General features: G+C 60.6%; 12 protein-coding genes. 4 read left to right on the top strand and 8 right to left on the bottom strand.

The features are described 5' to 3' along the window. Window positions 1-33 precede the first annotated feature (33 nt). From tauC to D8U73_RS11350, 6 genes are all read right to left on the bottom strand, one after another. Window positions 34-867, bottom strand: a complete 834-nt coding sequence (gene tauC / locus D8U73_RS11380; RefSeq protein WP_056852099.1) for a taurine ABC transporter permease TauC — start codon at window positions 865-867, stop codon at window positions 34-36. Then, on the bottom strand, window positions 864-1,658 hold the full coding sequence (gene tauB, locus D8U73_RS11375; protein ID WP_056852100.1) for a taurine ABC transporter ATP-binding subunit: 795 nt from the start codon (window positions 1,656-1,658) through the stop codon (window positions 864-866). Before tauB ends, tauC begins: the two co-directional genes overlap by 4 nt. A gap of 15 nt (window positions 1,659-1,673) precedes the next feature. After that, on the bottom strand, window positions 1,674-2,651 hold the full coding sequence (gene tauA / locus D8U73_RS11370; protein ID WP_056852101.1) for a taurine ABC transporter substrate-binding protein: 978 nt from the start codon (window positions 2,649-2,651) through the stop codon (window positions 1,674-1,676). Between the two features lie 320 nt (window positions 2,652-2,971). Then, window positions 2,972-4,555 (bottom strand): glutamate--cysteine ligase, encoded by a 1,584-nt coding sequence (gene gshA / locus D8U73_RS11365; protein ID WP_056852102.1) that lies wholly within the window; start codon window positions 4,553-4,555, stop codon window positions 2,972-2,974. A gap of 271 nt (window positions 4,556-4,826) precedes the next feature. Next, window positions 4,827-5,210: a PaaI family thioesterase gene (locus tag D8U73_RS11355; protein ID WP_056852103.1), complete on the bottom strand. Its 384-nt coding sequence runs from the start codon at window positions 5,208-5,210 to the stop codon at window positions 4,827-4,829. Beyond that, window positions 5,210-7,534, bottom strand: coding sequence for a Tex family protein (locus D8U73_RS11350; protein ID WP_130904498.1), 2,325 nt, complete (start codon window positions 7,532-7,534; stop codon window positions 5,210-5,212). Before D8U73_RS11350 ends, D8U73_RS11355 begins: the two co-directional genes overlap by 1 nt. A 360-nt stretch (window positions 7,535-7,894) precedes the next feature. Between D8U73_RS11350 and ompR the strand changes: the two genes are divergently transcribed. Next, window positions 7,895-8,635 carry a two-component system response regulator OmpR gene (gene ompR, locus D8U73_RS11345; RefSeq protein ID WP_056852105.1) on the top strand — a complete coding sequence of 247 codons (741 nt, stop codon included), beginning with the start codon at window positions 7,895-7,897 and terminating at the stop codon, window positions 8,633-8,635. Window positions 8,636-8,750: 115 nt separating this feature from the next. After that, the gene (locus D8U73_RS11340; RefSeq protein WP_130904497.1) at window positions 8,751-10,064 is read left to right on the top strand and encodes an ATP-binding protein; all 1,314 of its coding nucleotides are present in this window, start codon (window positions 8,751-8,753) and stop codon (window positions 10,062-10,064) included. Window positions 10,065-10,241: 177 nt separating this feature from the next. Here D8U73_RS11340 and rimK read toward each other — a convergent pair whose 3' ends face one another. Together rimK and D8U73_RS11330 are read right to left on the bottom strand one after the other, a co-directional pair. Next, window positions 10,242-11,147, bottom strand: a complete 906-nt coding sequence (rimK, locus tag D8U73_RS11335; RefSeq protein WP_007972871.1) for a 30S ribosomal protein S6--L-glutamate ligase — start codon at window positions 11,145-11,147, stop codon at window positions 10,242-10,244. Then, on the bottom strand, window positions 11,144-11,563 hold the full coding sequence (locus tag D8U73_RS11330; RefSeq protein WP_236708394.1) for an ATP-dependent zinc protease: 420 nt from the start codon (window positions 11,561-11,563) through the stop codon (window positions 11,144-11,146). The genes rimK and D8U73_RS11330 overlap by 4 nt, the downstream gene beginning before the upstream one ends. 275 nt (window positions 11,564-11,838) lie before the next feature. On the opposite strand from D8U73_RS11330, the gene D8U73_RS11325 reads away from it, so the two are divergent. Both D8U73_RS11325 and hslO read left to right on the top strand, forming a co-directional pair. Further along, on the top strand, window positions 11,839-12,243 hold the full coding sequence (locus D8U73_RS11325) for a S4 domain-containing protein (RefSeq protein ID WP_056852108.1): 405 nt from the start codon (window positions 11,839-11,841) through the stop codon (window positions 12,241-12,243). Window positions 12,244-12,459: 216 nt separating this feature from the next. Continuing rightward, window positions 12,460-13,362, top strand: a complete 903-nt coding sequence (gene hslO, locus D8U73_RS11320; protein ID WP_056852109.1) for an Hsp33 family molecular chaperone HslO — start codon at window positions 12,460-12,462, stop codon at window positions 13,360-13,362. Window positions 13,363-13,519: the final 157 nt, after the last annotated feature.

Genomic DNA, 13,519 nt, shown 5'->3' with positions numbered 1-13,519 from the left:
GGCTGTCGGCGTAGTCAGTGCGATCAAAACGTATCAGTGAGCCTGGCCGTGCCACGGCACCAGTTTGCGTTGCAACTTGCGCAAGCCCATTTCCATGGCGAAGGCGATCAGCGCGATCACTAAAATCCCCAGCACCACCACATCGGTGACCAGGAACTGCGCGGCCGACTGCACCATGAAACCCAGGCCGCTGGTGGCGGCAATCAGCTCGGCGGCGACCAGTGTCGACCAACCCACGCCCAAACCGATGCGCACGCCAGTCAGGATGTCCGGTAATGCACTGGGCAAAATCACATGTCGAATCAACTGTGCCCGCGTCGCACCCAGGGACTGCGCAGCGCGCAGCTTGGCCGGGTCCACCGTGCGCACACCGGTGGCGGTGGCAATGGCGATCGGAGCGAAAATCGCCAGGTAGATCAGCAGCACTTTCGACAACTCGCCAATGCCGCACCAGATCACGATCAGCGGCAGATAGGCCAGCGGTGGAATCGGGCGATAGAACTCGATCAGCGGATCGAGAATGCCGCGAGCGATGCGATTGTGGCCGATGGCAATGCCGACCGGGACAGCCGTCAACACCGCGAAGCCCAGGCCCAGGCCGATGCGGCTGAGACTCGCGCCCAAGTGCTGCCACAGGGTTGAATCCATGTAGCCGCTGGTCGCCAGCAGCCAGCCTTTTTGCAGCACAGCCGATGGTGACGGCAGGAATAGCGGCTCGATCAAACCGGTCGCCGTCACGGCCCACCAGATGACAATCAGCGCGACCAGCGTCAGCACACTGATCCAGCGCGTACTCAAACTGCGGCGCACCACGATTGCGGTGGTGTTTGTCTTGACTGCCGCTGCGGGAATTTCATAGCTGCTCATGCGTGCTCCTGCCGTGGAACGGCGCTGCGTTGGGAGAACACTTTGGCGAGCACGTGTTCGCGGGTTTCGATAAAGCGCGGGTCGGACTTGATCGAGCGCGCCGACTCACCGGCGGCGTAACGCTGGCCGAAATCGAGGCTCAGGCGTTCGACGATTTGCCCGGGATTGGGCGCCAGCAGAATCAGATCCGTGGCGAGGAACACCGCTTCTTCAATGTCATGGGTGATCAGGAATACCGGTTTGGCAGTGCGCCGCCAGACTTGCAGCAGCAGCTCCTGCATCTGCTCGCGGGTGAACGCGTCGAGAGCGCCGAAAGGTTCGTCCATCAGCAAGACGCGAGGGTCGGCAGCGAGGGCGCGGGCCAGGCCGACGCGCTGTTTCTGACCGCCGGAGAGTTGCCAGATCCGGCGGTTTTCGAAGCCTGAAAGATCCACCAGCGCGAGCATTTCCCGGGCACGGATTTCGCGTTTGTCCCGAGGGACGCCCGCCAGCTCAAGGCCAAAGCCGACATTGGCCAGCACGTCTTGCCAAGGCAGCAAGGCGTCGTCCTGGAACACCACGCCACGTTCGGCGCTCGGGCCTTTTACCGGCACGCCATCGAGGGTGATGCGCCCGGCGCTGGGTGCGACGAATCCGGCAATCAGGTTCAACAGCGAAGTCTTGCCACTGCCGGACGGGCCGAGGGCGACCAGCAATTGCTGCGGCCCCAGGCTCAAGGAAATATCCGCCAGTACAGGTGCAGGGCTGCCAGGGTACTGTGCACTGATGCGCTCCAGCTGTAGCAAAGCCATCGCGTCGACTCCCGATCAGTTGGTGATGAATTTGGCGCTGACGTACGGCGCGTAGTCCGGCAGCACGGCTTCGACCTTGCCTTGTTCTTTGAGGAACACGGCGGTGTCGGTGATGGCCTTGGTGGTTGGTGCTCCGAGGCTGGTCACTTGATCGGCCGCCAATGGGTAGACGTTGCCTTGCAGCAGCAGTGGAATGTCGCTGGCCTTGGCGCCGGAGAGCTTCACCAGTTTGTCGACGTTGCTCTGGTTGGCGAGCCAGGCTTGCGGGTCTTTGCGGTAATCGGCGTAGGCGTCCAGGGTCACCTTGGCGAACGCGGTGACGATTTGCGGGTGCTTCTCGGCGAAGTCCTTGCGCACGATCCAGGCATCGAAAGTCGGCGCACCGAACTTGGCCAGTTCGCCGGAAGTGATCAGCACTTTGCCGTTTTCCTTGGCGACACCCAGGGCCGGGTCCCAAACGTAAGTAGCGTCGATGTCACCGCGTTTCCACGCGGCAATGATGGCCGGCGGGGCGAGGTTGAGGACGGTGACTTTCGACGGGTCGATGTTCCAGTGCTTGAGCGCCGCCAACAGGCTGTAGTGGCCGGTGGAAACGAACGGCACGGCGATTTTCTTGCCGATCAGGTCTTGCGGGGTCTTGATTCCGGAGCCGTCGCGGGCCACCAGGGCTTCGGCAGCGCCGATCTGGGTAGCGATGAGGAATGTTTCCACCGGGACTTTACGGGTAATGGCCGCGGTCAACGGGCTGGAACCGAGATAGCCGATTTGCACGTCGCCGGAGGCGATTGCAGCAATGATGTCGGCACCGTTATCGAATTTGCGCCAGCTGATGTCGGCCTTGGTGGCTTTCTCGTAAGCGCCGTCAGCCTGAGCGACTTTCGCCGGGTCAACGGTGGTCTGGTAAGCAACAGTGACGTCGGCCGCCTGGGCAAACAAACTGACTGCTGCCAATGACGCGGCCGCCAGCAGGCGAAGAGGGAAGTGCAGTTTCATCAGGATGCTCCTTGTCAGGCGGACGAAAGTCGGCGTGAAAGGAGACTAAATGATCTAAGAATCCGAAAATAAATAACTTTTTCGAATGAGCTTATGAGCGGAAAAATCTAAGTAGCTACCCTGATCGTTCCCACACTCTGCGTGGGAACGATCATAGTTCTAAGGCGGATGGTGGAGAGAGCCTTTGTGGCGAGGGAGCTTGCTCCCGCTGGAGGACGAAGGACTCCCAATTTCATCCAACGCGTTGTGTCAGGTCAACGCGTTGTCTGGACTGCTGCGCAGCCGAGCGGGAGCAAGCTCCCTCGCCACAGGGATTGCTGTCAGTTACTGATCGCCAGAATGCTCGCCTGATACGACCCGACAAACACATCGAAATCGCCGACTTCGTTCTGCTCCAGCTCAACCTGCTGTGCCAGCGACGCACGAGCCAGTTCTTCGAACTTCGCCTGTTGCTCGGCCGGCAACGGCTCGCTGCGGAAAAACTGCGCATGGGCCTGGCTCTGACGCAGGGAGAACTGAGCGAAGCTTTCCTTGTGTTCAGCCATTGCCGCCAGCACCTGGGCGGACGGCGTCAAGGCTGGGTCCTGGACCTTGGCCAGCTGCGCATCCAGCGCCTTGCTGTGAGCATCGCCGCCGTGGCTCTGGTCCAGCAGCGCCGCCAGTGGCGCGATGCTTTCCAGCAATTGGCCTGCCCACTCTTTGAGGTCGACCGGTTGCCCGTCGCGTTGCAATTGCAGGCCCGGACGGCGCCCTTCCTTGACCACGCTGAGGAAGTTCGAAGTCGCGTTGCTGCAACTGGTATTGGTCAGCAACGGGCTGTCGTTCAGCGCGCAGTACAGCAGGAAGGCGTCGAGGAAACGCGATTCAGTGATATCGATACCCATCGGCAGGAACGGGTTGATGTCCAGGCAACGCACCTCGACGTACTGGATACCACGGGCCATCAGCGCCTGGATCGGCCGCTCGCCGGAGTAGGTCACGCGTTTGGGGCGAATGTTGGAGTAGTACTCGTTTTCGATCTGCAGGATGTTGGTGTTGAGCTGAACCCACTCACCGTCCTTGTGCGTGCCGACTTCGACGTAAGGCGCGTAAGGCGTGGCCACCGCTTTGCGCAGGCTGTCTGTGTAACTGACCAGGTCGTTGTAACACGGCGTCAGGCCGGCCTGGGCGTTGCTCTGGTAGCCCAGGTCACTCATGCGCAGGCTGGTGGCGTACGGCAGGTACAGGGTATCCGGATCGAGCTGTTCCAATTGGTGCGAACGACCGCGCAGGAAACCTGCATCCAGCGCCGGCGAGGCACCGAACAGGTACATCAGCAGCCAGCTGTAGCGGCGGAAGTTGCGGATCAGTGCGATGTACGCCGACGACTGATAATCGCGGTCGGTGCCGACAAAGCCTTCAGCCTGTTTGAGCAGCGGCCACAGCTTTTCGGGCAGGGAAAAGTTGTAGTGAATCCCGGCGATGCACTGCATGGTCTTGCCGTAACGCAGGGCCAGGCCCTTGCGGTACACGTACTTGAGCTGCCCGATGTTGGAGGTGCCGTAATAGGCGATCGGGATATCTTCCTCGGCCGGCAGCGGGCACGGCATCGAAGGGCTCCACAGATACTCGTTGCCGAGCTTGCTGTAGGCAAAACGGTGAATGCTGTCCAGGCTCGCCAGCGTATCGGCAGGATCGGGCAGGGCCGGGGTGATGAACTCCAGCAGCGACTCGGAATAGTCGGTGGTGATTTGTTCGTTGGTCAGCGCGGAACCCAATTCTTCCGGGTGCGGCGTTTGCGCCAGGCGACCTTCGCCGGTCACGCGCAGGCATTCACGTTCGATGCCGTGAAGGCACTGTTCGAGCAGAGAGAGGTTAGCGCGCTCGCCGAGCAGGGCCAGGCGGCGGTTGAGAAGTTCGCTCAAGTTGGATTCCTTCACGCGTCAGTCGCCCCAATATGGGGGTGGGCAAGACGGTCTACAAGGGTGAAGTTGAAACTGGCGTTTTCGCCTGGTTTTGGAGCCGCTCAGGCCATATGCCGGTCAGTCAATCACTGCGCAATCCCTGTGGGAGCGAGCCTGCTCGCGATGAGGGCGGATCAGTCAACATTTATGTCGTCTGTCCCACCGTCATCGCGAGCAGGCTCGCTCCCACAGGTTTCTAATCGCGAAATTAACTCAAATCGATGACATCTAGCTACAGGACAGCGAACGTGCCTTGCGCTTTTGCGACCAATTTGTCGCCTTGCATCACATCGGCCTCGACCACCAGCGTGCGGCGGCCCGGGTGTATCACCCGCGCCGTGCACATCACCTCACCGCCTTCGACGGCGCGGATGTAGTTGATCTTGCACTCGATGGTCGCGCTCTGCTGGTCAAAGCCATGGCTGCTGGAACAGGCCAGCCCCATGGCAATGTCCACCAGACTGAACAAAGCCCCACCGTGCAGCTTGCCGGCGCGATTGCGCAGTTCTGGCGCAAGCCCCAGGGCGACTTGCGCCACCCCGGTTTCCAGGCTGTGCAAGCGACAGCCCAGCAACTTGAAAAAAGCGCTTTCGGTATACCCCGCAGGGATCTCCATCAACGCTTCTTCAACTGCTTGGCGTTGGCGAACAGCGACGCCATGGCGTTATTGGCCGGAGCCGCTGCAGTGGTTTCCTTGCGCGGCGCGCTGTTCTGCGATTGACGCGGGGCCGAGCCCGGACGGGCGCCACGAGCACCGTCGATTTTCTCGCCCGGGGTGTCGCTCATGCGCATCGACAGCCCTACGCGTTTACGCGGGATGTCGACTTCCATCACCTTGACCTTCACCACGTCACCGGCTTTCACCGCTTCGCGTGGATCCTTGATGAACTTCTCGGAAAGAGCCGAGATATGCACCAAACCGTCCTGATGCACACCGATGTCGACGAACGCGCCGAAGTTGGTCACGTTGGTCACCACGCCCTCGAGGATCATCCCCAGTTGCAAGTCCTTGAGGTCTTCGACGCCTTCCTGGAACTCGGCGGTCTTGAACTCTGGGCGTGGGTCGCGGCCAGGTTTTTCAAGCTCTTGCAGGATGTCGGTCACGGTTGGCAAACCGAAGGTTTCGTCGGTGTACTTCTTCGGATCGAGGCGCTTGAGGAACGCAGCGTCGCCGATCAGCGAGCGGATGTCGCGGTCGGTTTCAGCGGCAATGCGCTGTACCAGTGGATAGGCTTCCGGGTGCACTGCCGACGAGTCCAGCGGGTTTTCACCGTTCATGACACGCAGGAAACCGGCGGCCTGTTCAAAGGTTTTCTCGCCCAGGCGTGCGACTTTCTTCAAGGCTGCGCGGGTTTTGAACGCGCCGTGCTCGTCACGATGGCTGACGATGTTCTGCGCCAGGGTCGCGTTGAGGCCGGAGATGCGCGCCAGCAGCGCCACGGAAGCAGTGTTCACGTCCACGCCTACGGCGTTCACGCAATCCTCGACCACGGCGTCCAGGCCACGCGCCAGTTTCAGTTGCGACACGTCGTGCTGGTACTGGCCGACACCGATGGATTTCGGATCGATCTTGACCAGCTCCGCCAACGGGTCTTGCAAGCGACGGGCAATCGACACCGCGCCACGGATCGATACATCCAGATCCGGGAATTCCTTGGACGCCAGTTCCGAAGCCGAGTAAACCGATGCACCGGCCTCCGAGACCATGACTTTGGTCATCTTCATCGCCGGGTATTTTTTGATCAGTTCGGCGGCGAGCTTGTCGGTCTCACGGCTGGCGGTGCCGTTGCCGATGGCGATCAGATCCACCGAATGCTTGGCGCACAGGGCGGCGAGAATCGCGATGGTCTGGTCCCACTTGTTATGCGGCACGTGCGGGTAAACCGTGGCGTGATCGAGCAGCTTGCCGGTGGAATCGACGACGGCCACCTTGCAACCGGTACGCAGGCCCGGGTCGAGGCCCAGGGTCGCGCGCGGGCCGGCCGGCGCCGACAGCAGCAGGTCGTGCAGGTTGTGTGCGAACACATTGATCGCTTCGGTTTCCGCGCCGTCGCGCAGCTCACCCAGCAAGTCGGTTTCCAGATGGGTGTAGAGCTTGACCTTCCAGGTCCAGCGCACCACTTCGCCCAGCCATTTGTCGGCGGCACGGTTCTGGTTCTGGATGTCGAATTGCTGGCCGATCATGCCTTCGCACGGGTGCATGGTGCCCGGCAGTTCGTCGCCGACTTTCAGTGCGGAGCTGAGGATGCCTTCGTTGCGGCCTCGGAAAATCGCCAGGGCGCGGTGCGACGGCATGCTTTTCAGCGGTTCGTCGTGTTCGAAGTAATCACGGAACTTGGCGCCTTCCTCTTCCTTGCCGGCGATCACGCGGGCACTGAGGGTCGCTTCCTGCTTGAGGTAGTTGCGCAGCTTGTCGAGCAGGCCGGCGTCTTCGGCGAAGCGCTCCATCAGGATATATTTGGCGCCTTCGAGGGCCGCCTTCACATCGGCCACGCCTTTTTCCGCGTCGATGAAGCGTGCGGCTTCGGTTTCCGGGCTCAGGGTCGGGTCGTTGAACAAGCCGTCGGCCAATTCGCCGAGGCCGGCTTCCAGGGCGATCTGGCCCTTGGTGCGGCGCTTCTGCTTGTACGGCAGGTACAAGTCTTCGAGGCGGGTCTTGGTGTCGGCGAGTTTGATGTCGCGTTCCAGTTGCGGCGTCAGCTTGCCTTGCTCCTGGATGCTGGCGAGGATGCTGATGCGCCGTTCGTCGAGTTCTCGCAGGTAGCGCAGACGCTCTTCCAGATGACGCAACTGGGTGTCATCGAGGCTGCCGGTCACTTCTTTCCGGTAACGGGCGATGAAGGGAACGGTAGAGCCTTCATCGAGTAGCGCGACGGCCGCTTCGACCTGTTGTGGGCGTACACCGAGTTCCTCGGCGATGCGGCTGTTGATGCTGTCCATAAAACCACCTGACAAATTGTGAAAGCAGGCTCGCAGGCACGCAGTTAGGGCCTCGGCGAGTCTGGTTGAGCGGCCTGGCCTGCGCCGCTACCTGGATCAAAAGGTATCCCGTTGACCCGTGAAATCGAACAATTACTGCCGACGCCCTGAAAAAAACGACGCCTGACTGTAGTACCTGTCTGATGTTGCCTGACACAAAAGGCCGCGCATTATAACCAGCGTTCCGGCATTCGGGGGCATTGCGGGCCGAGGCTTCAATGGCCGGTTTTCTGGCGGTAAAGGAAAAATCTGCTAACAATGCACACGGTGCGTATAACGGCAGCTACGCCATAATGCGCGCCGAGCTAAAAGGAGCATCCAATGAGCAGCACTGCAAACATTGCTGAAGGCGAAAAAATTCTTATTGTTGACGACGACCCGGGCCTCAGCAGCCTGCTGGAACGTTTTTTCGTCGGCAAGGGCTATCGCGCCCGCGCCGTACCGAACACCGAGCAAATGGACCGCCTGCTGGCACGCGAAGTGTTCAACCTGGTCATCCTCGACCTGATGCTGCCCGGTGAAGACGGCCTGACCGCCTGCCGCCGCCTGCGTGGCGCGAACAACCAGATTCCGATCATCATGCTGACCGCCAAGGGCGATGAGCTGAGCCGTATCAAGGGCCTGGAACTGGGTGCCGACGATTACCTGGCCAAGCCGTTCAACCCCGATGAGCTGATGGCCCGTGTCAAAGCCGTCCTGCGTCGCCAGTCGGCTCCGGTGCCGGGCGCTCCTGGCAGCGAAGACGAAAGCGTGACCTTCGGTGACTACGAGCTGTCCCTGGCCACCCGCGAACTCAAGCGCGGTGACGAAGTGCACATGCTCACCACCGGTGAGTTCGCCGTGCTCAAGGCCCTGGTGATGAACGCCCGTCAACCGCTGACCCGCGACAAACTGATGAACCTGGCCCGTGGCCGCGAGTGGGATGCCCTGGAGCGTTCCATCGACGTGCAGATTTCCCGTCTGCGCCGGATGATCGAACCCGATCCATCCAAACCGCGTTATATCCAGACGGTCTGGGGCGTGGGCTACGTGTTCGTTCCGGATGGCGCCGCCACCAAGTGATCGGCGATTTGTAGGAGCGGGTCTTGCGGGCAACGGGTCAGATGACTTTGCTCGCAGACTCGCGATCCGCAATATGCGAGCATCGCTCGCTCCTGCAAGTGTTTAGCGGTTACCCATGAAAACCCCCGTTTGGTTCCCCCAGAGCTTTTTCTCCCGCACCCTTTGGCTGGTGCTCATCGTCGTTCTGTTCTCCAAGGCGCTGACCCTGGTTTATCTGTTGATGAACGAAGACGTGCTGGTGGATCGTCAGTACAGCCACGGCGTTGCCCTGACGCTACGCGCCTATTGGGCGGCCGATGAAAACAATCGTGACAAGATTGCCGAAGCCGCGACCCTGATCAGGGTGGTGGGCGCTGGCGTGCCGGAAGGCGAACAGCATTGGCCCTACAGCGAGATCTATCAGCGGCAGATGCAGGCTGAATTGGGGGCCGACACCGAAGTCCGGTTGCGCATGCATTCGCCTCCGGCGCTGTGGGTTCGCGCGCCAAGCCTGGGGGATGGCTGGCTGAAAGTGCCGCTGTATCCGCACCCATTGCGTGGCCAGAAAATCTGGAACGTACTGGGCTGGTTCCTGGCCATCGGTTTGCTGTCTACCGCTTCGGCGTGGATCTTCGTCAGCCAGCTCAATCAACCTCTGAAGCGCCTGGTCTACGCCGCGCGACAACTCGGCCAGGGTCGCAGTGTGCGCCTGCCGATCAGCGATACACCGAGCGAAATGACCGAGGTTTATCGCGCCTTCAACCAAATGGCCGAAGACGTCGAGCAGGCCGGTCGCGAGCGCGAACTGATGCTGGCCGGAGTTTCACATGACTTGCGCACGCCCTTGACCCGTTTGCGCTTGTCCCTGGAATTGATGGGCGACCGCACAGACCTGACCGATGACATGGTTCGGGATATCGAGGACATGGATGCGATTCTCGATCAGTTCCTGGCGTTCATTCGCGACGGCCGGGATGAGTCGGTGGAAGAGGTGGACCTGAGCGATCTGGTCCGCGAGGTCGCCGCGCCGTTTAACCAGAACGAAGAAAAAGTACGCTTGCGCCTGGAGCCGATCCAGCCGTTTCCATTGCGTCGGGTATCGATGAAGCGCTTGCTCAACAACCTTATCGGCAATGCGCTGCACCACGCAGGCAGTGGTGTGGAGGTGGCGGCGTACGTGTCTGGGGATGTGAGCGCACCGTACGTGGTGTTGAGCGTCATGGACCGTGGTGCCGGGATCGATCCGTCCGAGCTGGAGGCGATCTTCAACCCGTTCACCCGCGGTGATCGTGCCAGAGGCGGCAAAGGCACGGGGTTGGGGCTGGCGATCGTCAAACGCATTGCCTCGATGCACGGCGGCAATGTTGAACTGCGTAACCGTACCGGTGGCGGATTGGAAGCGCGGGTGCGCTTGCCGTTGGGGTTGATGCTACCGCGGGATGCCGTCTAACCCGAACGTTCCCACACTCTGCGTGGGAATGCCTCTTCGGACGCTCCGCGTTCGGCTCTTGGGGGGGCGCGGAGCGCCCCGGGCTGCATTCCCACGCAGAGCGTGGGAACGATCACCGATCTTGCGACTGCTACGCAGCCGAGCGGGAGCAAGCTCCCTCGCCACAGTGGTTGTGTCTCAGCCCTTGCCTTTGGTCCGGGTCATGTTCGGGCCGCCATTCTTCTCCAGATGCTCAATGATGATCCCCGCCACGTTCTTGCCAGTGGTGGTCTCGATCCCTTCCAGCCCCGGCGATGAGTTCACTTCCATCACCAGCGGCCCGTGATTGGAGCGCAGGATATCGACCCCCGCCACCGCCAGCCCCATGACCTTTGCCGCACGCAAAGCAGTCATGCGTTCTTCCGGGGTGATCTTGATCAGGCTGGCACTGCCACCGCGGTGCAGGTTGGAGCGAAATTCGCCGGGTTTGGCCTGGCGCTTCATGGCCGCAATCACCTTGTCGCCGACTACAAAGCAGCGAATGTCGGCGCCACCGGCTTCTTTGATGTACTCCTGGACCATGATGTTCTGCTTGAGGCCCATGAACGCCTCGATCACCGACTCAGCCGCGGTGGCGGTTTCGCACAGCACCACACCGATGCCTTGGGTGCCTTCCAGCACCTTGATCACCAGTGGCGCTCCGTTGACCATTTCGATCAGATCGGGAATGTCATCCGGTGAGTGGGCAAAACCGGTGACCGGCAGACCAATGCCCCGGCGCGACAACAATTGCAGCGACCGCAGCTTGTCCCTTGAACGGGCAATAGCCACCGATTCGTTGAGCGGAAAAACCCCCATCATTTCGAACTGGCGCAACACTGCGCAGCCATAAAAAGTAACGGATGCACCGATCCGCGGAATCACCGCGTCGAAGCCCTCCAGCGGCTTGCCGCGGTAGTGGATCTGCGGTTTATGACTGGCAATGTTCATGTAGGCGCGCAGGGTATCGACCACCACCATTTCATGGCCGCGTTCGGTACCGGCTTCGACCAGGCGACGGGTGGAATACAGACGCGGGTTCCGCGACAGCACAGCGATCTTCATGCAACACCTGTGGAGGAGGTAGATACCGGGAACACCGGCTTGTCTTGTACATACTTGATACCCGGATTGACCACCAGTTGGCCGTCGATCAAGGCTTTGGAACCGAGTAACAGGCGATATCGCATGGACTTGCGGCAGGCGAGGGTGAACTCGACCCGCCAGACCCGATCACCGAGGGCCAGGGTGGTGCTGATCACGTATCGCACTTGCGCGTGACCGTTGGAGCTTTTGATGGTTTTTCTTGTCACCAGCGGGGCTTCGCAGCGCCGGTGACGCAACTGCACCACCGTGCCCAGGTGCGCCGTGAAGCGTACCCACTGCCCACCGTCGCGCTCGAACGTCTCGATGTCGGTGGCATGCAGGCTGGAGGTGCTGGCGCCGGTGTCGATTTTTGCGCGAAGGCCGGCGACTCCCAGATCCGGGAGCGCCACCCACTCGCGCAGACCGACAACGGTCAAATGGTCAAATGTCTTCAAAATGGCTCAACCGGTAGAAACCACGGTGGCCGCAGGCGGCCGAATCCGCGGTATTCACGCAGAATAATGGTTAAAAGGCGACAGATATCTACGGCCCGGATTGCCAGCCCCGCAAGGAGGTTATGGAATGTCAGCATTGTAGTCCGGGCCGGAGTAATTCTTGGTACGACAGAACGGTAGTACAGTTCACCAATATTTCAGAACGAGGAAATCCCATGGCACAAAAAAACGAAGAGGACGACAAAGTCCGCCTCGATAAATGGTTGTGGGCTGCACGGTTTTACAAAACTCGCGCCTTGGCCAAGGCAGCGATTGAAAGTGGCAAGGTGCATTGCCGCGGTGAGCGTTGCAAGCCTGGCAAGGAGCCACGTATTGGCGACGAATTTGTGATCCGCACCGGTTTCGAGGAACGCACGGTGGTGGTCAAGGCGCTGTCGATCGTGCGCCGAGGCGCGCCGGAAGCGCAGATGCTGTACGCGGAAACTGACGCCAGTATCGCCAAGCGAGAAAACGCCGCCGCCGAGCGCAAGGCGGGCGCCCTGGGCGTGAGCACCGATGGCAAGCCGAGCAAGAAGCAGCGCCGGGATCTGTTCAAGTTTCGGGGCAGCAGCAACGAATGATTGCCCTCGCCGCCGATCGCACCAACCCGGCCAAGACTTGTAATTGCACCTGCGCGTAGCCATATGAGGTAATTCGCCTGCCGTGTATGTGCCGTTCGTCGTAAAACGCGCGCAGTCGCCGGCCTGTAAGCCATAACCAGACAGCCAGGGGCTGTGGCCAAGGCGTAACCTCGAATTCTGTAATCACTTTTGTCTCCACTTCAGATACCCAGACTTATGACCGACCTACCGGATAACGACTTCACTCAACGCTTCATCTTCGATGACAGCGACACCCGTGGCGAGATGGTTTCGCTGGAGCTCAGCTACGCTGAAGTCCTGGCCAAACACGCCTATCCGGAGCCGGTTGCGCAACTGCTCGGCGAACTGATGGCGGCGGCGGCGTTGCTGGTCGGCACCTTGAAGTTTGACGGCTTGCTGATCCTTCAGGCCCGCTCCGAAGGCCCGATCCCGTTGCTGATGATCGAATGCTCCAGCGAGCGCGACATCCGAGGCCTGGCCCGTTACGAGGCCGAGCGGATTGCGCCCGACGCCACCTTGGCCGATCTGATGCCCGACGGCTCGCTGACACTGACCATCGACCCGACACAAGGCCAGCGCTACCAGGGCGTGGTCGATCTGGACGGTGAAACGCTGTCTGACTGCTTCACCAACTACTTCGTGATGTCCCAACAGATCGGCACACGCATCAAGCTTTGCGCCGATGGCCGTCGCGCCCGTGGCCTGTTGCTGCAGCAACTGCCTGCCGATCGCCTGAAAGACGAAGAAGAACGCGCCGCCAGCTGGCAGCACCTCACCGCGTTGAGCGGGACGTTGACTGCCGATGAGCTGTTGGGCCTGGACAACGAAACCGTCCTGCATCGTCTCTACCACGAAGAGCAAGTGCGTTTGTTCGACGTGCAAAAACTGCGCTTCCGTTGCAGCTGCTCGCGCGAACGTTCAGCCAACGCACTGGTCAGTCTGGGTATGGAAGACGCGCAGAATCTGGTGGTTGAACACGGTGGAAAGATCGAAATTGACTGTCAGTTCTGCAACCAGCAATACCTGTTCGACGCCGCCGATGTCGCTCAATTGTTCGCCGGCGCGGGTGTCGAGACCCCGTCAGATACCCGTCACTAAAACGGTTCAGCGCAGGTAAATTCACTGCTCGGTGCCGGATTTACGCCGTTACGACAGGAGGGGCCTACTTTTTTTGGGCTTTTCTGGCATAATCCGGGCCACTTTTTTCGCGGTAGTAGTGCACGACTTTCTACTACAAAAACGTTTGGAGCACTCG

The sequence above is a fragment of the Pseudomonas sp. Sample_22 genome, assembly GCF_004307635.1.
Taxonomy (GTDB): Bacteria; Pseudomonadota; Gammaproteobacteria; order Pseudomonadales; family Pseudomonadaceae; genus Aquipseudomonas.
Note: the sequence above shows the minus strand (reverse complement) of the source record. Positions and strands in the feature narration are given on the sequence as shown.

What these genes read in the sequence shown, in the direction of transcription:
- D8U73_RS11325 (WP_056852108.1), top strand. Translation starts at nt 11,839, where the DNA reads ATGGCACAAAAAAACGAAGAGGACGACAAAGTCCGCCTCGATAAATGG.
- hslO (WP_056852109.1), top strand. Translation starts at nt 12,460, where the DNA reads ATGACCGACCTACCGGATAACGACTTCACTCAACGCTTCATCTTCGAT.
- tauB (WP_056852100.1), bottom strand. Translation starts at nt 1,658, where the DNA reads ATGGCTTTGCTACAGCTGGAGCGCATCAGTGCACAGTACCCTGGCAGC.
- D8U73_RS11350 (WP_130904498.1), bottom strand. Translation starts at nt 7,534, where the DNA reads ATGGACAGCATCAACAGCCGCATCGCCGAGGAACTCGGTGTACGCCCA.
- D8U73_RS11340 (WP_130904497.1), top strand. Translation starts at nt 8,751, where the DNA reads ATGAAAACCCCCGTTTGGTTCCCCCAGAGCTTTTTCTCCCGCACCCTT.
- rimK (WP_007972871.1), bottom strand. Translation starts at nt 11,147, where the DNA reads ATGAAGATCGCTGTGCTGTCGCGGAACCCGCGTCTGTATTCCACCCGT.
- tauA (WP_056852101.1), bottom strand. Translation starts at nt 2,651, where the DNA reads ATGAAACTGCACTTCCCTCTTCGCCTGCTGGCGGCCGCGTCATTGGCA.
- tauC (WP_056852099.1), bottom strand. Translation starts at nt 867, where the DNA reads ATGAGCAGCTATGAAATTCCCGCAGCGGCAGTCAAGACAAACACCACC.
- ompR (WP_056852105.1), top strand. Translation starts at nt 7,895, where the DNA reads ATGAGCAGCACTGCAAACATTGCTGAAGGCGAAAAAATTCTTATTGTT.
- D8U73_RS11355 (WP_056852103.1), bottom strand. Translation starts at nt 5,210, where the DNA reads ATGGAGATCCCTGCGGGGTATACCGAAAGCGCTTTTTTCAAGTTGCTG.